Origin of the sequence: Haloarchaeobius amylolyticus, assembly GCF_042678045.1 — an archaeon.
GTDB classification, from domain to species: Archaea; Halobacteriota; Halobacteria; order Halobacteriales; family Natrialbaceae; genus Natrinema; species Natrinema amylolyticus_A.
In genome coordinates this window covers 211,496-232,579 of record NZ_JBHUDI010000001.1, presented here as the reverse complement: position 1 = coordinate 232,579, position 21,084 = coordinate 211,496, and the positions used below count along the sequence as shown (strand labels likewise).

Annotated in this window: 21 protein-coding genes and 4 pseudogenes; 14 read left to right on the top strand and 11 right to left on the bottom strand. The window is 56.3% G+C overall.

The features are described from left to right. Positions 1-354: 354 nt before the first annotated feature. Positions 355-1,263 carry a helix-turn-helix transcriptional regulator gene (locus ACFR99_RS01170; protein WP_390283513.1) on the bottom strand — a complete coding sequence of 303 codons (909 nt, stop codon included), beginning with the start codon at positions 1,261-1,263 and terminating at the stop codon, positions 355-357. A 149-nt stretch (positions 1,264-1,412) separates the two neighbouring features. Here ACFR99_RS01170 and ACFR99_RS01165 point away from each other — a divergent pair, with 149 nt between their 5' ends. From ACFR99_RS01165 to ACFR99_RS01150, 5 genes and pseudogenes are all read left to right on the top strand, one after another. Further along, positions 1,413-2,846, top strand: coding sequence for an FAD-binding oxidoreductase (locus tag ACFR99_RS01165; RefSeq protein WP_390284159.1), 1,434 nt, complete (start codon positions 1,413-1,415; stop codon positions 2,844-2,846). Next, a complete protein-coding gene (locus ACFR99_RS20280) occupies positions 2,839-3,084 on the top strand; it encodes a DUF7512 family protein (protein ID WP_465260882.1) in 246 nt (81 codons plus the stop codon). Before ACFR99_RS01165 ends, ACFR99_RS20280 begins: the two co-directional genes overlap by 8 nt. A gap of 2 nt (positions 3,085-3,086) precedes the next feature. Beyond that, positions 3,087-4,076 carry a sulfite exporter TauE/SafE family protein gene (locus tag ACFR99_RS01160; protein WP_390283510.1) on the top strand — a complete coding sequence of 330 codons (990 nt, stop codon included), beginning with the start codon at positions 3,087-3,089 and terminating at the stop codon, positions 4,074-4,076. A 308-nt stretch (positions 4,077-4,384) separates the two neighbouring features. After that, positions 4,385-4,774 (top strand): hypothetical protein, encoded by a 390-nt coding sequence (locus tag ACFR99_RS01155; protein WP_390283508.1) that lies wholly within the window; start codon positions 4,385-4,387, stop codon positions 4,772-4,774. A 392-nt stretch (positions 4,775-5,166) separates the two neighbouring features. Continuing rightward, a pseudogene (locus ACFR99_RS01150) lies at positions 5,167-5,989 on the top strand (IS5 family transposase). Between the two features lie 120 nt (positions 5,990-6,109). On the opposite strand, the gene ACFR99_RS01145 reads toward ACFR99_RS01150, so the two are convergent. Beyond that, positions 6,110-6,886, bottom strand: coding sequence for a formate/nitrite transporter family protein (locus tag ACFR99_RS01145; RefSeq protein WP_390284157.1), 777 nt, complete (start codon positions 6,884-6,886; stop codon positions 6,110-6,112). 243 nt (positions 6,887-7,129) lie between these two features. Between ACFR99_RS01145 and ACFR99_RS01140 the strand changes: the two genes are divergently transcribed. Then, a complete protein-coding gene (locus tag ACFR99_RS01140; protein WP_390283505.1) occupies positions 7,130-7,423 on the top strand; it encodes a hypothetical protein in 294 nt (97 codons plus the stop codon). A 71-nt stretch (positions 7,424-7,494) separates the two neighbouring features. Here ACFR99_RS01140 and ACFR99_RS01135 read toward each other — a convergent pair. Next, positions 7,495-7,952: pseudogene (locus tag ACFR99_RS01135) on the bottom strand (transposase); the annotation flags it as partial. Between the two features lie 202 nt (positions 7,953-8,154). Between ACFR99_RS01135 and ACFR99_RS01130 the strand changes: the two are divergent. Next, positions 8,155-9,549: an FAD-binding oxidoreductase gene (locus ACFR99_RS01130; RefSeq protein WP_390283502.1), complete on the top strand. Its 1,395-nt coding sequence runs from the start codon at positions 8,155-8,157 to the stop codon at positions 9,547-9,549. A gap of 271 nt (positions 9,550-9,820) precedes the next feature. Beyond that, positions 9,821-10,455 (top strand): annotated as a pseudogene (locus ACFR99_RS01120) (alpha/beta fold hydrolase). Between the two features lie 234 nt (positions 10,456-10,689). Here ACFR99_RS01120 and ACFR99_RS01115 read toward each other — a convergent pair. Beyond that, the gene (locus tag ACFR99_RS01115; protein WP_390283493.1) at positions 10,690-10,830 is read right to left on the bottom strand and encodes a BBE domain-containing protein; all 141 of its coding nucleotides are present in this window, start codon (positions 10,828-10,830) and stop codon (positions 10,690-10,692) included. Between the two features lie 332 nt (positions 10,831-11,162). Continuing rightward, positions 11,163-11,456, bottom strand: coding sequence for an amphi-Trp domain-containing protein (locus ACFR99_RS01110; protein ID WP_390283491.1), 294 nt, complete (start codon positions 11,454-11,456; stop codon positions 11,163-11,165). Between the two features lie 372 nt (positions 11,457-11,828). Between ACFR99_RS01110 and ACFR99_RS01105 the strand changes: the two genes are divergently transcribed. The 5 genes and pseudogenes from ACFR99_RS01105 to ACFR99_RS01085 all read left to right on the top strand — a co-directional run. After that, positions 11,829-12,836 (top strand): DMT family transporter, encoded by a 1,008-nt coding sequence (locus tag ACFR99_RS01105; protein WP_390283489.1) that lies wholly within the window; start codon positions 11,829-11,831, stop codon positions 12,834-12,836. 200 nt (positions 12,837-13,036) lie between these two features. Then, positions 13,037-13,588, top strand: coding sequence for an HD domain-containing protein (locus tag ACFR99_RS01100; protein ID WP_390283486.1), 552 nt, complete (start codon positions 13,037-13,039; stop codon positions 13,586-13,588). Positions 13,589-14,145: 557 nt separating this feature from the next. Then, the gene (locus tag ACFR99_RS01095; protein WP_390284156.1) at positions 14,146-14,763 is read left to right on the top strand and encodes a peptide-methionine (S)-S-oxide reductase MsrA; all 618 of its coding nucleotides are present in this window, start codon (positions 14,146-14,148) and stop codon (positions 14,761-14,763) included. A gap of 86 nt (positions 14,764-14,849) precedes the next feature. Beyond that, positions 14,850-15,158, top strand: a complete 309-nt coding sequence (locus tag ACFR99_RS01090; RefSeq protein ID WP_390283483.1) for a hypothetical protein — start codon at positions 14,850-14,852, stop codon at positions 15,156-15,158. Positions 15,159-15,417: 259 nt separating this feature from the next. Continuing rightward, positions 15,418-15,522, top strand: a pseudogene (locus ACFR99_RS01085) (TRAM domain-containing protein); the annotation flags it as partial. A 44-nt stretch (positions 15,523-15,566) separates the two neighbouring features. On the opposite strand, the gene ACFR99_RS01080 reads toward ACFR99_RS01085, so the two are convergent. Continuing rightward, positions 15,567-15,830 carry a hypothetical protein gene (locus ACFR99_RS01080; RefSeq protein ID WP_390284154.1) on the bottom strand — a complete coding sequence of 88 codons (264 nt, stop codon included), beginning with the start codon at positions 15,828-15,830 and terminating at the stop codon, positions 15,567-15,569. A 251-nt stretch (positions 15,831-16,081) separates the two neighbouring features. Here ACFR99_RS01080 and ACFR99_RS01075 point away from each other — a divergent pair, with 251 nt between their 5' ends. Then, on the top strand, positions 16,082-16,357 hold the full coding sequence (locus ACFR99_RS01075; protein ID WP_390283480.1) for a PadR family transcriptional regulator: 276 nt from the start codon (positions 16,082-16,084) through the stop codon (positions 16,355-16,357). 45 nt (positions 16,358-16,402) lie between these two features. On the opposite strand, the gene ACFR99_RS01070 is transcribed toward ACFR99_RS01075, so the two are convergent. The 5 genes from ACFR99_RS01070 to ACFR99_RS01050 all read right to left on the bottom strand — a co-directional run bounded on the left by ACFR99_RS01070 (position 16,403) and on the right by ACFR99_RS01050 (position 20,958). Further along, positions 16,403-17,077 carry an ABC transporter permease gene (locus tag ACFR99_RS01070; RefSeq protein ID WP_390283477.1) on the bottom strand — a complete coding sequence of 225 codons (675 nt, stop codon included), beginning with the start codon at positions 17,075-17,077 and terminating at the stop codon, positions 16,403-16,405. 2 nt (positions 17,078-17,079) lie between these two features. Beyond that, a complete protein-coding gene (locus ACFR99_RS01065) occupies positions 17,080-18,153 on the bottom strand; it encodes an ABC transporter ATP-binding protein (protein ID WP_390283473.1) in 1,074 nt (357 codons plus the stop codon). Then, positions 18,150-18,860, bottom strand: a complete 711-nt coding sequence (locus ACFR99_RS01060) for an ABC transporter permease (RefSeq protein ID WP_390284152.1) — start codon at positions 18,858-18,860, stop codon at positions 18,150-18,152. The genes ACFR99_RS01065 and ACFR99_RS01060 overlap by 4 nt, the downstream gene beginning before the upstream one ends. Positions 18,861-18,862: 2 nt before the next feature. Continuing rightward, a complete protein-coding gene (locus tag ACFR99_RS01055) occupies positions 18,863-19,747 on the bottom strand; it encodes a glycine betaine ABC transporter substrate-binding protein (protein WP_390283470.1) in 885 nt (294 codons plus the stop codon). A 440-nt stretch (positions 19,748-20,187) separates the two neighbouring features. Further along, a complete protein-coding gene (locus tag ACFR99_RS01050; RefSeq protein ID WP_390283467.1) occupies positions 20,188-20,958 on the bottom strand; it encodes a carbon-nitrogen hydrolase family protein in 771 nt (256 codons plus the stop codon). Positions 20,959-21,084 lie beyond the last annotated feature (126 nt).

The window sequence follows — 21,084 nt, the reverse complement described above, 5'->3', positions numbered from 1 at the left end:
GTGTATTTTCAACTAGAACCGTACTTTTTCAGACCCTCGAATTAGGCCGTCTCACGCCTCGAAGGTCGATTCGTTCGACAGTCGAACCGGAGCCTGCAGCGCCCATACATTTGTGCGGCGATAATCGCCATACTGCGTGGCAGTTATCGGTCGAACGACCTGATTTTGCTTTCGTTCGATAGTCGAACGGGCGAGTGGATGTCACGGGAATCCGCGTATAGCCAAACTGGCCACCATAGAGCAAATCAAGCGGTGATTGAGTACAGTCCTTCGGTTGTGATGAAGACGAGATCCAAGACGGTCATTTTTCGGGTTTCGTCAGAAGCGCCGCGCTGACTACGAAGAGCGTATCACTTAGTCAGATCCATCGTATGTATCGAGAGGATTGGAGTCAGCTCTAACCGACGCGTAGACGCGCTCGGCCCACTCACACGCGATCGGATCGTCCGTATCGACGAACACCTGCATAAGACCAGTCGTCTCATCGTAGCCGCCGATGCCGACCCGTTCGTCGAACAGCGCGAGACCGTACGGGAGTTCATCACGCGTTCGGAGGGCCAGGTGCCCACGATCGATCGCTTCCCGGGCGCGTTCGGGGTACGTCTCGAAGAGTTTCTCGACGATGTGCGGCAGGTAGATGATCTCAGTGTCGGCTTCGTCGAACACTCGATGGTGGAACTCACCGAGGACCAGCGGTGCCATGTGCGTCGTGTTGAACCCTCGGAAGGTCTCTGACTCGTTGACGAGCGCGAGGAATCGCTCGACTGGTCTGTAGGGGTCGTCGGGTTCGGCGACGGTGACCCTTGCGTCCACGAACGGTTCGAGGATGAAGTCCCGGTGATCCTCACAGACCGCGTCCAGAAGCGGCGTCATCCTGTGTGCGGTTCGCACGTTCGCCTCGAACCGAAGGACCTCCTCGGCGATGACTGCGCCGCGCCAGGTCAACTGGAATCGGCCATCGACCTTCTCGACGAAGCCCTTCTCGTCGAGCCACTGGGTATAGCGGTGGCTCGTCGCCCGCGAAACGTCGAGTCGTTGTTCGATCTCTCGGCGATCAAGCGGTTCTTTCAATAGGACTTCGAGAACCGGGCCGTGTCTGACGATGTCGCCGAGCAGGTCCGCATCGACGCGGTCGCCCGCGGCGTCAAGACGCTGGCCCAGGAAGCGACGGTTCCGTTCGTTTTCCAGAATCGCCTCCAGGACCGGCGAACCCGGTGGTGGACGACTATCCCCGTCCGATCGGTCGTCTTGGTCAGGCGCCATGTGACTCACTCACTCGATAGAGGCCGTCACTGATAGTAACTCTATCCCGTACACGCCCCGGAATTCGTCTCGCCACCTGAAACGGTACTCTCGACGCCGAACACTACTCGATGAGTGAGGCCAACACCCGTGAAGTCGTCCACTGTTGTATGGCACAACACGCCACCCCAGCCGACCAGATGGAACAGTTCGAAGCCGGATTCCACGGCGATTTGATTCGCCCCGACGACGCTGACTACGACGACGCTCGGGCGGTGTGGAACGGGATGATCGACAAGCATCCGGCCCTGATCGCCCGGTGCCGTGGCGTCCGCGACGTCATCAGTGCGGTGAACCTCGCCCGCAAGAACGACCTGCTGGTAGCGGTACGTGGCGGCGGCCACAACGTCGCCGGGACCGCCGTCTGCGACGACGGGCTCGTCATCGACCTCTCCGAGATGCGGGGCGTGCGGGTAGACCCTGACGAGCGGACGGCGTGGGTCCAGGCGGGTGCCACGTGGGCAGACGTGGATCACGAAACCCAGGCCTTCGGGCTAGCAACGCCTGGTGGGGCCGTCTCGGAGACGGGAGTCGCGGGACTGACGCTCGGTGGTGGTATCGGTCATCTCCGCTGCAAGTACGGCTTGACCTGTGACAACCTCACATCCATCGATCTGGTCACGGCAGACGGCGACTATCTGACCGCCAGCACCGACAGGCACGAGGAACTCTTCTGGGGGCTTCGCGGTGGCGGCGGCAACTTCGGGGTCGTCACCGGCTTCGAGTTCGATCTCCACCCGATCGGCCAGGACGTGGCGATCTGCCTCGTGTTCTATTCGGGTGACCGGATGGTTGAGGTGTTGGAAGCCTACCGCGACTACGTCGCGGATGCGCCCCCGGAAGTCAGCTTGCTCACCCTGTCAGGTGTGATGCCCGACGAGGAACTCTTCGCGGTGGATACTGTGGACGAACTCAAGATCGCAATCGCGGGCTGTTACGCGGGTTCGGTCGCGGACGGCGAACAGGTACTGGCACCCATGCGAGAGATCGCCGAACCGATCGCCGACTTTAGCGGGACGATGCCATACGTGGAGTTTCAGCAACTGTTCGACGAGGACTACCCCGACGGGATGCGCTACTACTGGAAGTCGCTGTACCTCGACGGCCTGTCGGAGTCCGCCATCGATCGGATCACCTACTGGACCGACGTGGCACCGTCACCGCTCTCGACGATCGATGTCTGGCAGTTGGGAGGCGCAATCGAATGGGTTGACGTCGAGGAGAGTGCGTTCGCAGGGCGACACGCGCCCTTCCTGCTTGGCGTCGAAGCGAACTGGGAGCGCCCGGAAGACGACGACGCCAACGTCGAGTGGGTACGCGACTGTCTCGACGACATGCGCCAGTTCTCGGACGGGTCGGTCTACTTGAACTTCCCGGGATTCCTCGAAGGGGGCGAGGACACGATGCGGACCACGTTTGGACCGACGTACGAGAGGTTGGTCGCGCTAAAGGACGAGTACGACCCGACGAACCTGTTCAGTCTTAACCAGAACATCACGCCGTCCGGAAGCGCTCAAACTGACGGCGAAGCATGCCATGAGTAATCGGAACGACGGATTCGTGGCGGTCGGGTGGTGGTTATCGACAGCCCGAGTCGTTCCGTCGAGCATATTTGTGGTGCCGCTGAGCGTCCTGCTGGTCGCTTCAGTATTCGGTGAATTTGGACAGGCTGCTGCCACGGTCGGTTTCGTCTTGGCAGAGGCGCTCGTGCTGTACGTCGGATACGGGATATTGATGCACGTTGCTAGTCCGGCCGCCCGCGAAATACTCGTGAGTGCTTGACCGTGGAGATCCTCGGCCTTGGTATCGTGAGTGTCAGCCTCTTCGTCGGATTCGGCCTGCTCGTCGGCATCCTCTTCGGGTTCTTCGGGATGGGGGGCTCGTTCTTCGTGACGCCAGCGCTGCTGGTGATCGGATATCCGGCACCGGTGGCTGTCGGGAGCGGACTCGCGTTCGTCTTCGGCACCAGTGTCATCGGTGCGCTCAGACACCGCGATCACGGCCAGGTCTGCTACACGCTGGCGGCGGTGATGATCCTCGGGATGACGTTCGGCATCGAGGTCGGCACCCGGGTCGTATTCCTCCTCGCGGACCTCGGTAGCGCTGACGTCGTCATCGGCGCGGTGTACGTTGGCCTTCTTGGACTTACCGGACTCTTCGTCCTCCGAGATGCTCGTACTGACGGTACCGATGTGAGAACTGGCCGAATCGCTACCGAAGTTCGGGCCATCGAGCTCCCACCGATGGTGTCGTTACCCGGCGGTGCGACCGTCTCAGCGTGGGTTATCCTCGTTTTCGGGTCGGGTATCGGCGTTCTCTCCGGATGTCTCGGCGTCGGTGGAGGATTCCTTCTGCTCCCCGTCACGGTCTACGGGTTCGGCATTCCCACTGGAATCGCTGCTGGGACCAGCATCTTCCAGATCATGATTCCGGGTGCATTCGGGACGTTCGTCTACGCCCAGTCGAACGCCGTCGATATCCCTGTCGTCGCCGCGTTGCTCGTCGGGAGCGCTCTCGGCGCTCGCATCGGTGCAAGCGCGACGCGTCTCGTAAACGAGGCTGACACCAAAGGATACTTCGCAGTGATGCTACTCGCGGGGGCTGTCGCCACCGCGAGTAAGCAGGTGAGTATCGTATACGGGGTCGAGACGTTCGAGACGGTGAGTGCAGTTCTCATCTTTGGAACTTCAGTTCTGGTCAGTGGTGCGATTGTCCATCTGTGGATCGACTCGCTCAGGAAGAATCGCCAACGGAGGTCACCACGGACCCACTAACGACTGGTGTGACTTCGACTGATACTACTATGAAGTCTAAACGGCAGGCTGCTCGTCGGTCTGCCGTGGTTTCGGCAGCGATATCGCTGTGTGTTTTCATCAGGATTGAAGTAACTACTGTCTGCCCTATGGTAACGGCTAACGCCATACGCGTCGTAACGGCCAATAGCGCCTGCTTCGGCGTCCTGGTACTGAAGGAGACTTCGCTGTGTTGGGCGCAACGACTAGAGGTGTTCTATGGAAACAACAGTAGCGATCAACACGGAAGCAACACGACGCGGTTACAGCGTCAAACACGGGGGAGCGAGATGACGGTCTCCATCGTGTATATCGACCGGTCTGTGGTGCGCGACGGGAAGTTTGGCGAACTCAAACCGGCGATGGCGGAGTTGGTGGACTTCGTTGAGGCCAACGAGCCGGAGATACTGGCGTACGACGTCTACTTCAGCGCCGACGGGGACCGGATGACCGTGATGCATATGCACGCTGACCAGGACTCGTTGGAATTTCATATGGAGGTCGCGGGCCCGAAGTTCCCCCCGATCGGCGAGTTCATCGACCTCGAATCTATCGACGTGTACGGCCACCTACGTGAGGATCTCATCGAACGATTGAGAGATAAAGCGACGGAGTTGGGAACTGGACGTGTATCTGTCCACGACCATCACCGAGGTGTCGATCGCGTTCCGGACGATTGAGTCGAAGAAGGGACGGTCGGTGAGATACGGTTCGAGTGCGGGGTTGGGTGACGAGTTCGCTCCTCACGGATGTATCCAATCCCTAACAGAACCATCGTTTTGAGACGGCCAATATTGGCCGTCTCGTGCTTCAGAGGACGATTCGTTCCCGCATTCGCGCTCAACGATCAATAGGCGGGTGAACGAAGCAGCCGAGTCACTGCCCAGAAATACATCCGGATTTCTGGCACAGCGACCGCAGATGCACTCCGGCAAGCGCATCATCACTAACTAACAGGCCACTTGTTACTCTTGCAACCTCTGCTGAATAGATGGCGCGGGCCGTGTTTAGACGCTAGTAATATTGCCTCTATGTCTGGATTTTCTAGGAAATGAAGCGAGCACAGGTGGATGTGCACTCCGAATTGGCCCGCTTCACCGAACGATGCGTCGAATTATCTCAAAAGCTGTCGGAAGCGATCTGTGAAAACCCTTCAGCAAAGGAAAAGATGGCTATGCTGATTGGGTGATCGCGGCGATTTACGGCCTTCGAGAATACCTCGATCACTTCTACCGACAACTGTTAGATGTGCTTCGGGAAATGCCTGCTATTGTCGCTAAACTTGGTCTTTCGTCAGATGAGCTACCGGATTTCACCACTGTTTGTGCTCGAAAGCAAGATCTCAAGATGCCTATCTGGCGAATGCTGTTGCAGCCGACTGCGGAACTATTCGATACTGGAGAGGCACAGGCAATCGACTCGACTAGTATGGCTTGTCGAGTCACAACTACGCAAAGCGCATCAAAGGGACGTTTGAGTCGGTCAAAACCACTATTCTTGTAGACTGTTCTACGCGGGCTACTCTCGATGTACACTGCTCGATGAACCTACCACACGACACGCAGATTGCGTGGCAAGTTCTGAAAAGAAATCTCAGTACCGTGGAAACTATCGTCGCTGATAAAGGGTTTGACTGGGACGAACTCCGCCACATGCTGCGAAAAGAGGGAATTAGACCGGTCATCAAGCATCGTGAGTTCTACTCGCTCGATGTAGCACACAATGCTCGGATTGATGATGAAACCTACCATCAACGGTCTATCGCAGAATCGATATTTTTCGCGCTGCGCAAACGTTTTGATTCAACACTTAAGTCAAGAACGTGGTTTGGACAGTTCCGAGAACTCGTTCTTAAGGCCGCCGTTAGAAACATCGAACAATCTCTCAGGGCCTAACTCAGATGATATCGACCGTCTAAACAAGACCGAGGGCGCATATCCAGCAGAACACCGAGCGATTGATCAGAATCGCGGAGGCTTCAACTCAACCCCACGTGCGCGCGGCCGCTTTTATTCTTACTTTGCGCCACGAACGACATGTCCGTATTTCAATATGGCCACAAAGATTGTGCCGCCTACAGCGTTGCCGGCTGTGGCCAGCACCTGGAACGCCAGATAATCACTCACCGATACGGCCGAGGACGTGAAGAGGCCGAAAAGGACTTCCACATTTCCGGCAATAGCGTGAGGGAGATGAAGGATACCGATCGTTGCGGCCACGAGCCAGATGATAAATATTCGGCTTATCGTTTCTTGGGCGGCAGTGATCAGCCAGGCCATCAGCCCCATCAACCATCCCGCGAAGATGCCAGCGACGAACAGCCAGGAGAGGTCGTGGCTGACGAGTTTATGTGCGATAGTTCCGAACGCCTCAGGCGAAACCACGCCGAGGCCTGGCATGAGTAACACCGCCAAGAACGTGAAGACAGCCCCACCGACGATATTGCCCACGTAGACGAGGCCCCACAGTCGTCCCAATTGGCCGATAGAAGCCTGTCGGTCGAGCACCGGAATCACAGCGAGGGTGGTGTGCTCGGTGAACAGTTCTGACCGCCCAAGGATGACGAACATGAACCCGACAGCGTACACACTGGCCAGAAGAATTTCCGTCGAGAGGTCCCCGAAAGTTCCCGCCGACAGAGTCAGTACGACTGCCATGAGAAGGGGCCCGAAGCCAATGTCGAGTCCGGCCGAAAACCCGGAGAGCAACAACCCCGACCGTTCTCGCTCCATCTCGTGCAGCCCGCTTTCAATCAGCGAATCTAGCACCGCCGCTGACGGCATCTGTTCCATGTGGGCCAACGTCTCTTGTTCCTCGACTTCGAAACGGTCTTCCTCTGGCATCGGTTCGAGCTATATCGTTGAGTTGAATACGAGTTATGGGTGTTACTGCGGAACTCATCCTCTTTATCTCGCACGCAGTTCCTGACAGGATTCTGGTAGAAGTCTCAGCCGCTGCTGAATCCATAGCGCGAATGCGGCACGAGATCACGAACGACCACAGCATTATTTCGCTTGCTTCCCTAGGGGACAAGGATGGCAGACACGGAAAACGGACGAGAGAAGCAAACAGACGACGAGAACCGACGCGAAGACAGAGTTCCGGACTCGCTTCCCGAGTGCCACCGTCGCGGCTGCACCGAGAGGGCGACGTTTGTCGTCCTCGAACGATATCAGGAAGAAACCGGGCACGGTGCCGTTGAGGCAGAGGCCGTTCTCTGTCAAGAGCATGCCGACGAAGAGAGTCCCACGAATCTTGATGGCAGTTACGCGGATTACGTGTTTCGTGTCGAGCCTCTCCAAGAGACGCTGGACATGGACACAGCATGATCACACGGATGTAGTTCGATCACTCCTGTCGTGCTGAATCCATGCTCTGGGCGTTGTTTAGACGACTGAATTCAGCGATTTAACTCCTCGATTGCGTGTTCGATGTTTCGCACCGCTGATTTCATGACGAGTTCTCGGAACTGTCCAAACCACGTTCTCGCCCACAGCGTCTCACCGTATCGCTGTCGCAATCCGAAAAACACCGACTCAGCGTTCGAGCGCTGGTGATACGTCCGATCGTAGATGAGTAGGTTCCTTGCCCACCCCCGCAAACCTGGACCGCGTTGCGGAATCAGCGGTGTGACACCTTCGGCACGTAATTTCGTCCGAAGTGCTTCCCAGTCGTATCCTTTATCCGCCGCCACAGCCGTCAGATCATTAAGATTCCGGACTAACACCTGCCAGCCGACCTGTGTATCGTACGGTTGTTTCATCGAACAGTGTATATGTAATATCGAACTGGTTCCGCAATCGATGAGCAGTGTGGTCTTCACGTCTCAAACGTGTAGCCTGTCCGTTTCGCGTAGTGCGTATTCAGCAGACTAATCTTGGCAGTGGTTTGATAACCCAATTCAGAAATTTACTCTATTGATCCATCGACCCGAAGAAAACTGCCTTTCTTGTGCACCGTGGTGTGCTCTTGCAACAGTTGCATGACCAGCAATGCCTGCCAGATTATCACTAGATGCCTATCTATTCCCTGTGATCGTACCTCGCTTGAGGCGTAACTCATGACGATCACCGCTCCGATCGACGAACCCGAATACGAAACGCTTGCGCAAGAAACCCACGGCAAGGTGCTCCGGCCTGGAGACGACGGCTACGACGAGGCCCGATCGATCTGGAATGCGATGATCGACCGGGAACCGGCCGTCATCGTCCGCCCCGCCGGGGCAGCCGATGTGATGACCGCCGTGGAGTTTGCCCGCGATCGCGATCTCCCGCTCTCCGTCAAAGGCGGCGGCCATAACGTCGCTGGTAACGCCATCTGTGACAACGGTCTCACGATCGATCTATCCTCAATCGCATTAGTACGAGTTGATCCCTCATCCCGAACCGCCCGCGTCGGGCCCGGGGCGACGATGGCTGACCTCGACCACGAGACGCAGGCGTTCGGCCTCGCGACGCCCGGTGGCGTCATCTCGACGACCGGCGTCGCCGGGGTTACACTCGGCGGTGGGATCGGCTGGCTCAGCCGTAAATACGGCCTTTCGATCGACAACCTTCGATCAGTCGATGTCGTCACCGCGGACGGGGAACTTGTAACCGCAACTGAAGACGAGAACCCGGACCTCTTCTGGGCGATCCGCGGCGGAAGCGGTAACTTCGGGATCATCACGTCGTTCGAATTCGATCTCCACGAAGTCGGCCCGGAAGTGCTCTTCGGGCCGATTGTCTACCCGTACGAGGACGCACCTGACGTGCTCGCCCGCTACGAGGAGTTTACTCGAGGCGCACCACGGGAGTGCACTGTCTGGGCGAACAGCGTCGCTGCGCCGCCGCTTCCGTTCCTTCCTGAAGCGATCCACGGAACTACGGTTCTCATACTGATGGGATTCTACGCCGGTGATCTCGATGAGGGCAAGGCGGTGCTCGAACCGCTCCGCGAGTACGGCGATCCCATCGCCGACGCCGTCGGACCGATGCGCTATACCGAGGTCCAGAGCCTGCTGGACGAGCTGTACGCTGAGGGTGCCCGAAACTACTGGAAGGCGCCCAATTTCACGGCCCTCACCGAAGAGACGATCAACACCATAATCGACTCCGCTGAACGGTCCCCGACCCCGCAATCCGAGGTACTTATCCATCAGGTCGGCGGGGCTGTCAACGATGTCGCGTCGGATGCGACCGCATACCCACACCGGGACACGGAGTACATCGTAACCGTCGGCGCACGCTGGGAGGATCCAGCGAAAGACGACGAGTGCATCGCGTGGGTGCGAGAGTGTCACGATGTGCTCGCTGAAGGTGCGACGGGCGGGACGTACGTCAACTTCGAGGGCGACCGCGAGGGCCGTGAGCGGAACGCATACGGCGAGAACTACGACCGACTCGTCGAGTCGAAAAACGAGTACGACCCGGAGAACCGCTTCCAGCTGAATCAAAACGTGAAGCCAGCGGACTAGGAGGGAAGTGGTTCATACATTCTTTGTATCCAGCACGCCTCTCCTCTCTTGACAGCGACTCGGGAGTTTGGACAGGGTCTGCTGAATAGAAGGCGCGAATCGTTTCTCGGTGGACTGACCCAGGAGATGTCTCGGCCCGTCCAGACCCTGGAAATGTTTCAGACGGTAATGCTATGTGGTTAAATAGCATTACTACATAGGGTGAATCATCAGATTGTGGGACGCGTTGGAACTCCGTTCTCCCCTCGCGGAGCATTTCACGGTCTACGCGATGGATCGTCGTGGTCACGGCGAGAGCGGCGATAATGAACTGTATGAAATCGAACGGGTATTCGAAGACGTGGTTGCAGTCGTCGATGTGATTGGCGAACCAGTGACACTCTTGGGATTTCCACGGGTGGGCTCTACGCATTAGAGGCGGCTCGACGAACCGACAACGTCCGCAGGTTAATTCTATACGAACCAATGGTGGTTATGGATGAAGGCGAGGAGGCTGAACAGTCATTCACTGACGTGATGGCACTGCTGGACAACGGGAAGGAAGGGGAAGCACTCGTCTTGTTCTTACAGGATGTCGTTCACCTCTTGCCTGAAGAATTTGACTTGCTTCGGGCGAGCCCATACTGGCAGGATCAGGTGAAGCTGATGCAGACTGTGCCGCTAGAGATGCAAGCGGTTGCAAGGTACGAGTTCGAGCCAGCCCAGTTTGAAAACATGACCACGCCGGCCCTATTATTGGGTGGTAGCGAAAGTTCCCAGCCATTCAGAGAGGGAATAGACCTGCTCGATGACATGCACCCGAATAGTGAAGTCGCTATAATGGACGGGGGCGGGCACATCAGGTTGGCTACTGCGCCAGAGCAGTTCCTCGACGAAGTCCTCGGATTCATTCGGGAACCAAACTAACGACTCGGCGCCCGGTCTCCTCCTTTGCTGACCTCTGTTCGACAACTCCTCCAAGCGGCTAGTAGCCTCGGCTCAACTCTTACTGAAGTACGCAAACTCGCCGTGGTGCATACTCCCTCAGAGTCGGTCACATCGTTTTTGACAAGAATCGGGTAGATCATCTAGTATGTGCTGAACACAGAGCGCATATTCAGCAACAAACGAAATAACCGAATGCCTACGAATAGCAGTCGTTCAGTTGGCGGGCTTGATGTTCTGGTTCGTCTGGAACAGGTTGTCGGGGTCCCACTCGCGTTTGAGGGCGTGGAGGCGTTCGTACCGCTCCCCGTACGCTTCGGGAACTCGTTCGGACTCGTCGTCACTGAGATAGTTCACGTAGACACCGTCGGCCGCCTACGGTTCCAACGACTGATGGAACTCACGCGCCCAGCGGATATGTTCGTCGTCCCGCTCTGAATCGGTCCACTTCGGCGCAACGGTGAAGGCGGCGACACTTGTCTTACCAGGGTATCCGATTCTTTGAATCTCTCCTTGGGTTATAATAAACAAAACCGCCGGTGCACGTGACCGTGACTGGGTTGAACTCTCTGTTGACCGAGCCTGGTGCTCTCTGGGTAGGTAGTTATCCGGTCAGTCAAACACTCATATCGATGAATAAACGGATACGATTTTCCCACGATTGGCTGCAATAGACACCGTCAACCGTGTCATTCGTCCGCCGATACCGGTTCGCCGTCTTCCATCTGCCATTCGAGTTCAACTTCGAACTCGGCCTCGTCGTCGGTAACCTCGTACTCGACTTCCAACTCGACGTGCTCTGGAACCGCCACCGTGAAGCCGTTCTTTCCTTCGATGTCGATTGTCCCGTTCTCGACACCATCAGCGACTTCACGGATGATCCTCGCACCGTCTGCCCGACTCATCACTCGCTCACCTTCACGCTCCGTCTCATCAGCTGCCGATTCCGCCTCAGTTTCGGATTCTTGTTTGTCGTTTGCCATAGCAGGCCTACAACGACTGCTAACAAAATATCTCGGCCTTCATATCCGCCCAGTTTGATCGGCGGTAGTCACCACTTTTACCGAGGCATCACCGGGAGGAACCTTACTATGGTGAGTGAAACGTATCTCTCCGATACTGATCAAAAGGGGCTGAGAACTGCCAACGGCTAAGGATTTCACCTCTGCCGTCGCAAACGGCTCGATACTGTTGAACGCAATCACTCATTCGGGAAAAGAAGTGTGTTCGGTGAACGACTCACACGGCTCTACAGCCGTTGAGTTGTGTTATCACGGTCCTCGCAAATCGTTTAGTTGAGCCGCTGATAGACAGTACACCGACTTTGAAGCAGTCACATATTACGCAATGATAACATGACAAAGGTAGAAGACGTGCTGTTGTTTGGCGCGCTCGCACTCGTCTGGGGAACAGCCTTCACAGCAATCGAGATCGGGCTAGAAACCCTGCCACCGCTCGTCTTCGCAGCGGCCCGATTAGACGTTGCTGCGTTTATCTTCATCGGAGCAGTGCTACTCAGCCGACTCCAGTGGCTCCCCCGGACGAAAGCGGATCTCGCGCTCATTCTCTCGAACGGTATCCTCGTCATTGGAGCGCACTTTGCGTTCTCGTTCATCGGCCAGAGCTACGTCACGAGTGGTATCGCCGCGATCGTCATCAGTTTCACACCGATTATCACGCCGATCATCGCCATTCGTGTCCTTTCAACAGAACGGATCTACATCACTGACGTCATTGGCCTCTGTACTGGACTCGCGGGGGTAATCGCTATTGCAGTTGCTGGTGGGTCCTTTGACGGGCAACTCATCGGTGTTGGACTTCTCGTGGCGTCCGCAGTCGTCTTTGCGCTCGGGTCCGTGCTGACAGAACGCTGGACGGCGGTTCTCCCAACGATGTCCCTCCACGCGTGGTCGATGGGTACCGGCGCGATATTTCTCCACGCGACAGCCTACGCCTATTCAGGAGCATCGTTCCGAGATGTGACGTGGACGCCGTCAGCGGCAGCCGCGCTCATTTACCTCGGTATCGTCGCGACAGCAGGCGGGTTCCTCCTGTATTTCACCTTGCTGAATCGAATCGGTGCAACGAACGTCAGCCTCATCAACTACGCATCACCTGTTGTGGCGACGATCTTCGGTGCGGCATTCCTCGGGGAGCAAATCACCATGGCGACCGTCGCCGGATTCACGCTCATCGTTATCGGATTTGCGCTTTGCAATATTCGGCCGCTCTGGCGGCTGACCCGGTCCAGTTGGAACAGGAGCGGACGTGATCGGTTGCTCGAGCGCGATGAAGTCCGCATCCAAGGTGACGTGTACAAGACAGAAACCAACTCACAACACTCTCTGCAACCAGACGATTAACTGTCATTTTGATCCACTTTCACCATATTCCCACTTTTGGTGGGACTATCCACAACCGTTCTGCTTAGGGCACTGGTTTCATCACCCACTCTGAATAAAGAAATCGTATTACCAACTAAGCAGCAGGTGAGGGCGCAAGCTGCGAAGTGAGCATCACTGCACAGCGGGTATTTTTATTGATCAATACTGATGCCAGAGGCATGAGTGAGGACGTAGTCAGGGCCGCGTTTCCCGAACTCGAGGTGATCGAAGACGACGACCTTCGAGCGGGCGTCGCCAGTGCGTGGGCGATGGCTATCGAAGAGAACGACATCGACGACCTCACCGAGGTACCGTGGCTGCCCCCAACACAGCGTGCGTTAGGGTTGGAGAACGAACGGCTGGTAAGTCACGTTCGGGACGTAACTGCCTGTGCCGTCACGCTCGCAGAGACGCTTCTCGAGCGGCGTGAGGTCACGCTCTCAGTGGATACGGTGGTTGCTGGTGCACTCATCCACGACGTGAGCAAGCTCGCCGAATTCGACGGGATGACCGAGACGCCGGTCTACAACCTGCTCGGACATCCCTACTACGGTGTCTACGTCGTTGCAGCGGTGGACCTACCAGTCGAACTGGCACATATCGTGCTCTCCCATACGAGTCGAACGACGGTCGAGCCGGCGACGATCGAAGCAGAACTCATCAGGCGGGCCGACGAAGTTGCGGCAGCTGCCATCCGGTCACAGGCGACAGACGACCTTCGGACCGTATAACCGCTGCACCGAACGGGAGATGCTTCCCTTGTACGTACATGAAACAGGAGAAAGTCCACGACTTCAGCCGTGTGGACGACGTCGACCGAGGAAGTTTAGCAATTGGGTGACGTGGGTGCTGTTCCTCCAACTTCGGTGTGGACTAATCGTTGCCAGCAGCTTTCACGCCTCTGCATGAGTCATCTGCCCGGAACGAGCGTAGTCACAGATGAGTCGCGGCGTCGAGGTCGACACGGGGACTGCAGAAGTGACGCGTGACGTCACTCTGGTGGTCGGCGACGATCCAGAGCTCGTGGACAGTCGTACTGTGACGGTTCCTGCCGGTGGAACGAAACGATTCGAGCTCGTGTTCGAGACGTATCCTGTAGCTCAGGACGGTTCGTTCCCGTATGCGTCGAAACCTGGGACAGCACAGATCAGCGTACCGTCCGCGTGCACGGAACGGAGACATAGCTATCCATATTGGCTGCTCTGTTGAAGCAGGCGTGAAGCGAAGACAGGGTTAATTGACCGCGACACGAGAGTCGATGTACGCGCCGAATCCTCACTACGTCTCGATTATGCTCACACCGACAGTCGTCACAGAGTTCGATAGCCAGGTACCGGAAGATACGAAGACGGCAACGTTCGGCCTCGGTTGTTTCTGGGGACCCGATGCGGCGTTCGGCGCCATTGACGGTGTCGTGCGGACGCGCGTCGGGTATGCTGGTGGGACGAAATCTGACCCGTCCTATGAGGTTCTTGGCGATCACACGGAAGTTATCCAGGTCGAATACGATCCCGAACAGCTCTCGTTTACAGACCTCCTTGAGCGAGCGTTTGCGGAACATACTCCGTATCAGCAGCCCCAGAAACGCCAGTATCAGAATATCGTGTTCACCGAGACGGCTGCCCAACACGACCAGTTGCTGACGGTTCTGGACGAGAGTGATCTCAACCGCGACCGGATCGAAACACGTCTCGAATCACTCGATCGGCTCTATCTGGCAGAGGCGTACCACCAGAAGTTCAACCTCCGCGGGAAGCGATGGATCACCGACGTATTCACCGAGGCGGGCTATGACGAGGTGGCTGTTAGGGAGTCGCCGGCGGCGGCAAAACTGAACGCGCACGTTGCTGGCTACGATGTCAGTGCTCCATTTATCCACCAGCCGTCCGATCCGCGGTCACGGTAACAACTCCACACCGTCCGACATGTGGACACAGCAGCCTAACGTGGTGAGCCCGAGTTGTTTTGCTTGAGTCGTTCGTACTTCCAGTAATGCCGACCACATGTGCACTCTGTCGGCGCATCATTCCTGATGAAAACATCAGTGATCCACAAGTCGTTCAGGAACACCACCTGCGACCGGAAGAGCGGGCGGACAGTCCGACAGTGATGCTGTGTCGCCCGTGCCACAAGCAGATCCACGCAGTGTTCACGAACGAAGAACTACGGGAAGACTACGACACGATCACCGCATTACGAGCAGCGGATCAGCTTCAGGGCTATCTCGACTGGATTCGCAGCACTGGGAAACTCGATATTCAGGTCTCGACCAGCAATCGAGTGAGAGAACGGATAGGATAGTGTCTGCTATGTTCTCTCGAAGTTATACTAGAGGTCAGGACAGGCCAGTAAGCAAAGTGGTTCCGAGCGAAAGGCCAGCGCATGCCACAGGTTCGCGTGTTGAGTACTCTTTGGAAATCAGGGACGGTAGGAATTGAGTCATAAAGAGGTTGAATCATGGTGTGAGCGACGAGGTAATTCCGGCCGAGACTCGGGTCCCACCCCTCGATTCCGCTCCAAACCGTTCCGAGAGTCCTCCTCCCGTGTGAGAACTGAAGACTATGTGACCATTGTGCCGGACACCAAACCAGGTGATCAAGTAGTGATCGAAATCGAGAACGTCCGGCAGAACGTAGCTTTTGCTGACGTTGTCGGACAGCAGTAACAGCAATCGCAAGCGACCTAATATCGGCTGATAGATTTGCGTTGCTACCGGTCAGGGGCGCCGTAATCGATGTGAATGGTTGGTGTGCTCGGAGACTCTCCACCTTCCACGCCGTTCCAATCGGTAACGTGGACATTTGCTAACTCGTCAGAGAATCGGAACCGTTGGCCACCGACATCAATCGCACCTTCAACAGCGTTCTTCGTAACGACAGTCGCCTCTTCTACAGGATCTTCGCTCATCATTTCGATGTCACCGGCAACGGAGAACTCGAAGTTCGACGGGACGCCGCGTCCGACAACAGTAATGCAGTTCGGAAGTTGCTCGGTATTTGACTCACTGGTTGCAGTTTGCCGTTGGTGCGTGTCATACCCCGATAATTCGAATACCTCTGTGTAGACCCTCCTATCTGGAAAAAGACATGATGGGGTGAATTTGTGGAAACTTGGAATTGAGACAGGGATGAGAGCTACGCTTAGGATGTGTTTGGTGGAATATAAGATATCTGAGTTGCATATACAAGCAGGGTAACAAATACGCTGTTTCTTGAAAACAGTGTATGCACGATTTGACCGGCTTCCAACGCGACCTCTTGTATGTGATCGCGAGTGCTGACCAGCCGTCCGGCCAGGACGTTAAAGAAGAAGTCGAGCAGTACTACAGTGCCGAGATCAATCATGGCCGACTGTATCCGAATTTGGATACACTTGTCAACAAGGAATTAGTGGAAAAAGGCCAGTTAGACCGCCGGACAAACTATTACGCGATCACGGATGCCGGGCGTGAGCAGATCCAAGAACGACGTGAATGGGAAGAACAGTACGTCGAAGTTTAATTCTCGTATTCATAATGATCCAGATGAGTTGGGAAACCGCCCCCACTACCCGGCCGCAGGTGACTGCGTAGCGTGTGTTTCGCCCGTGAGCTGTCTCTCAATGAAGGCAAAGAGCGAGTCGAGGCCAACTGCCAGTAGTGCTCCAGGGACTGCACCGGCGAGCAACTGGGGTGTATTGAACAGCGAGATTCCAGAGATGACCCAGACGCCGAGACCACCGCCACCAATGAAGAACGCAAGATAGGCGGTACCAACGCTGAGAACGGCACTGGTTCGAATCCCGGCGAATATAACGGGTATCGCCAGCGGAAGTTTGATTTTCCGCATGATCTGGCCTTCAGTCATACCCATACCACGGGCCGCTTCGACAGTGCTCTCGTTCACGTTCTCGAGGCCGGTGACCGTGTTGGTCAGAATCGGTAACAGCGCGTACGTGAACAGCCCGACCAATGAAGGGAGAAATCCCAGTCCGAGCAGGGGAAAGACTAACGCGATGATGGCCAACGTTGGTACCGTTTGAGATATATTACCAACACTCATAATTATCGCTTTTGCCCGGTCATGCCGTTCAGCGAGAATGCCAAGTGGAACGGCAATGGTGATGGCAAGTACGACTGCTACAAGAACGAGGGTCAAGTGCTCGGTCAGCAGGCCAAGGAACTCGTCGAAGTTGTCGACAAGATACTGATAGGATGCCACGAACGTATCGATAAGGGCCATCGTTAACGATCACCTCCAGCGGACTGATGAGCACGGATATCAGACTCCGAGATAATACCGACGAGTTCACCATCGTCAACGACTGGGATCGACGTTGCATCGATCTGGATCATCCGCGACAGCGCGATATCGACTGAGTCCGTCGGCGTCACATACTGCTCACCTGTGCCATCTGCAAGCACAAGTTCACCGCCGTCGGTTTTGACACCGGCCGTTATATCTGAGACAGACTCTTGAAGCCCGTCTCTCGCGGTGGCACAGTCTTGCATCACGTCGCGGACGGAGGTGATCTGCAGTTCCTTGAGTGTCCGGTCAGCCCCGATGAACTCTTCAACGAAGTCGTTAGCCGGCTCTCTGATGATCTCGGTGGGTGTTCCGTACTGGACGAGCTCACCCACGTCGAAGATGGCAATTTTGTCTCCCATCTTCAGCGCCTCGTTGATGTCGTGAGTAACGAACAGAATCGTCGTATCGATGCGCTCTTGAATGTCGAGGAACTCGTCCTGGAGTTCTTCGCGCGTGATGGGGTCAAGCGCGCCGAACGGTTCGTCCATCAGGATAACGTTGGGATCTGCAGCGAGAGCGCGAGCGACCCCCACACGCTGTTGTTGCCCACCAGACAACGCGGTTGGATGCTGGTCGCGGTACGTTTCCGGGGGAAGATTCATTAGCTCCAGTAACTCGTCGACGCGCTCGTCAATCCGATCTCGGTCCCATCCTTTGAGTTCGGGAACCGTCGCGATGTTCTCACCGACAGTCATGTGATCGAAGAGTCCGATCTCCTGAATGACGTAGCCGATATCGCGTCTGAGATCTACTTTGTCGTAGTCCTGTATGTCGGTACCGTCGTAGTAGACGGTGCCCTCGGTGGGGTCCTGCATTCGATTGACGAGCGTCATCGTCGTGGTTTTCCCACATCCAGAGGGGCCGACGAACACGGTCGTTGTGCCACGTTCGACCTCGAAACTGATGTCTTCTATCGCAACCGTCTGGTCGGGATAGATCTTCGTGACGCTGTCGAATTCGATCATCGTCTTCGATTCTTCAGTCGTGGATGTCGTGTTCGTGTCAGTCATGCTTTGGTCTGCTGGATTAGTCGCGTGCCGAGCGTTGGGTTGATGTCTTCACCATTTTGCAGTCTAAACAACTGTTCGAGAACGCGGAAGCCATAATCGAAGGCGAGCGCAAGCAATGAGACGATGATCGTCGAGACGACGATCGCAGCTGGGTAGGCTTCGCTAATCCCATTGAAGATGGGGTTGCCGAGATTGTTCGCCCCAATAAATGCGCCGATAGCAGCGATGCCGACGAGAATGACGACGGCGTTACGGACGCCCGCCATGATAACCGGAATCGCCTGTGGAAGTTGCAACCGCCAGAGGCGCTGCGTTTTGGTCATACCCATCCCACGTCCGGCCTCAATAGTCGCATCGTCGACCTGCGTGAGGCCGAGGTAGGTGTTTCGAATGATGGGCAACTGTGCGTAGAGGACGAGCGCGATAACGACCGGTATCTCACCGATACCGACGAGCGGAATCAACAGACCGAACAAGGCGACGCTCGGGATCGTCATCAGCATCCCAGCCGTCCAGAGGAGGACGCTCCCGAGACGGTCATTGTAGGTTGCAAGGATCCCAAGGGGAACTCCCACAAGGAGTGCAAGCCACACGGAATCGAGAACGACGATAACGTGGTTGACGAGCAGCTCCCAGAGGAGTGTCTGGTTCTTGTTGAAGTAGTCGATGGATTGCTCAACGATTAACGGAACGAATACGTCTCTCATCATTACACGAGTCCCTCCTGTGAGAGATACTCTTTCGCGACAGTTTGCGGGTTCACCTTATCGAGCGCGACCCGCTTGTTGAGCTTTCGCATCTGCTCGGTGGTGAGCGTCTCGCTCGTCGCATTCAACGGGTCACGGAGCGAGGGATTCTCCTCGAGTGTTGCAGTGCTGAGCATCGGTACGGCGTTGTATGCCGGAAAGAACTGCTCGTCGTCTTCAAGCACGCGTAGGTCGAACTGGATGATACGGGGATCGGTATTGAAGCCGACACCAATATCTGCCTCTCCGTTGCCGACGACCTGATACAAGAGACCAGAATCGATGTTCCTGACATCGAGTTGTTGTTTGTATCGATCCAGGCCGTAGTGCTCGAGTAGGCCCGGCCACCCGTCTGACCGGTTTTGGAACTCTGCGTTCAGTGCAACCGTGATCGTCTCCTCTGTGTCGGCGAGGAAAGACGCGAAGTCAGAGAGTGATTTGACTCCAGTGTCGCGGCCCCACTGTGGGTTGGTCATGATGACATAGGTGTTGTTGAGTGGAGCAAGCTGGAGGAGCGTCAGGTCGTGACGCGCTTCGAACTCCTGTCTGGCTTTCTCGGCGAGCGTCGCTGGGTCGCTAATGACAGTGTCGTGCTTTGGTGGGAGCGTTTGCCAGACGGTGCCAGTATACTCCCAGTACAACTGAACCTCATCGGACTCTAAGGCACGGAAGTTCGTCGTTGTGCCGCCGAGCCCAACTTGGTCACCCACATCGAGATCCGTATTCGCGTTAAGCACCTCGTATGCGAGATAGCCCAGCACCTCCTGTTCGGTAAATCGCTTCGAGCTGACGTTAATCGAGCCACTTTGAAACTGTGTCGCGAGCGTGAGGCACCCCGATGCCCCCACGAGCCCGGCCGTTGTGGCGACACCACCTCCTCTTCTGAGAAGTGCACGTCGTGTGTGTTGACCTGCCATAGCAAGTAGTTCTTCAGCAAAGACCCTGTATATTGACGCATATTAATACAACCTTTATATGAGGGGTTGTCAACAGCACCGGGCCATTCTGGTATCGACAGTAGCTGTGATCGTCACGGAACTCCGAACGGGAGACACGCGCCAATTCGTACCGAAAACACACCCTCCGTTTGAGGGATACGTAGCATATGAACCCGATGCTTTTCAGGGAGTAGAAAAGTCGCCTCGAGACGTCGAATGTCCCGTCATTCTGCAAAAGAATCCTCGCGCTTCATACGGACACCTGTCAGCGGGTTCTGGCACACTCGTGACCAGTCCTGCAGGTGCGCCGAGACAACGGGACAGCAGACCGTATCAGTGCGGGAACGATCTCAATCCATGTTTTTCCGTCGGGACTGGCGGACTGGATTGCGCTCACGGGCAACCGAGAGCGTTTCAGGGGTAACTGCCGTCGATGCAGTCGCGATGCCAGTCGTGGTCTGTGCGACGATCTCTCCCTGGGGACTTGCAATGAGGCTTGAGCCGGCGTGTCGACGTCCTCTCTGGCTGCCACAGTGATTCGAGCCGACGACGAAACACGTCTGATCGAGTGCGCGAGCACGACAGAGTACGCGCCAGTCGCGCTCGAACGATTCACGCCACGCTGCACTCACGATGAGGATATCACAATCTGCGTTGCTGTACTCGAGTGCGAGTTCGGGGAAGTTCAGGTCGTAACACAACAGGAAGCCAGCTCGTCCAACCGGCGTCTCGACAACTGTCGGCTCGGCCGCTGCGCTGAAAGAGTCGGCTTCAGCGCCCCACAGTCGTTGTTTTCGATAGACACCCTCAACACCGTCCGCCGAGAGATACACCAGCGAATTATAGATGGTGTCTCCATCAATTTCCGGAAGGCCGACGACGAGGTCGACGCCTGTTTCACGAACGATTGTTCGAAGACGGTCAGTGATTGGTCCTGGAACGGCTATCTGGGTCGACTGGACAAGGTCAACATCGTAGCCTGTGACACAGAGTTCGGGGAACACAGCAAGGGCGGTATTGTCGCAGACACTAGCGGCTAGTCGTTCGATGTGGTCGAGATTCGCGTCGATATTCCCGAGTTCCGGTTCAAACTGACAGGTTGCAATGCGTGGCTCAGTCATCGATAGTGCCCCGATTTGATGAATCGCACATACTTACTGATCGGAACGTAAGTGGCCTAAGATTTCACACCCACAATTCCAAGGGTTATATTGATACTGGTGAATTCCCAGACAGCTCCAACACAG

Excerpts from the sequence above, each read along its gene's own strand:
- ACFR99_RS01050 (WP_390283467.1), bottom strand. The coding sequence starts at position 20,958 with ATGACTGAGCCACGCATTGCAACCTGTCAGTTTGAACCGGAACTCGGG.
- ACFR99_RS01100 (WP_390283486.1), top strand. The coding sequence starts at position 13,037 with ATGAGTGAGGACGTAGTCAGGGCCGCGTTTCCCGAACTCGAGGTGATC.
- ACFR99_RS01130 (WP_390283502.1), top strand. The coding sequence starts at position 8,155 with ATGACGATCACCGCTCCGATCGACGAACCCGAATACGAAACGCTTGCG.
- ACFR99_RS01155 (WP_390283508.1), top strand. The coding sequence starts at position 4,385 with ATGACGGTCTCCATCGTGTATATCGACCGGTCTGTGGTGCGCGACGGG.
- ACFR99_RS01090 (WP_390283483.1), top strand. The coding sequence starts at position 14,850 with ATGCCGACCACATGTGCACTCTGTCGGCGCATCATTCCTGATGAAAAC.
- ACFR99_RS01140 (WP_390283505.1), top strand. The coding sequence starts at position 7,130 with ATGGCAGACACGGAAAACGGACGAGAGAAGCAAACAGACGACGAGAAC.
- ACFR99_RS01110 (WP_390283491.1), bottom strand. The coding sequence starts at position 11,456 with ATGGCAAACGACAAACAAGAATCCGAAACTGAGGCGGAATCGGCAGCT.
- ACFR99_RS20280 (WP_465260882.1), top strand. The coding sequence starts at position 2,839 with ATGAGTAATCGGAACGACGGATTCGTGGCGGTCGGGTGGTGGTTATCG.
- ACFR99_RS01145 (WP_390284157.1), bottom strand. The coding sequence starts at position 6,886 with ATGGAACAGATGCCGTCAGCGGCGGTGCTAGATTCGCTGATTGAAAGC.
- ACFR99_RS01105 (WP_390283489.1), top strand. The coding sequence starts at position 11,829 with ATGACAAAGGTAGAAGACGTGCTGTTGTTTGGCGCGCTCGCACTCGTC.
- ACFR99_RS01065 (WP_390283473.1), bottom strand. The coding sequence starts at position 18,153 with ATGACTGACACGAACACGACATCCACGACTGAAGAATCGAAGACGATG.
- ACFR99_RS01170 (WP_390283513.1), bottom strand. The coding sequence starts at position 1,263 with ATGGCGCCTGACCAAGACGACCGATCGGACGGGGATAGTCGTCCACCA.
- ACFR99_RS01070 (WP_390283477.1), bottom strand. The coding sequence starts at position 17,077 with ATGGCCCTTATCGATACGTTCGTGGCATCCTATCAGTATCTTGTCGAC.
- ACFR99_RS01060 (WP_390284152.1), bottom strand. The coding sequence starts at position 18,860 with ATGAGAGACGTATTCGTTCCGTTAATCGTTGAGCAATCCATCGACTAC.
- ACFR99_RS01165 (WP_390284159.1), top strand. The coding sequence starts at position 1,413 with ATGGCACAACACGCCACCCCAGCCGACCAGATGGAACAGTTCGAAGCC.
- ACFR99_RS01075 (WP_390283480.1), top strand. The coding sequence starts at position 16,082 with ATGCACGATTTGACCGGCTTCCAACGCGACCTCTTGTATGTGATCGCG.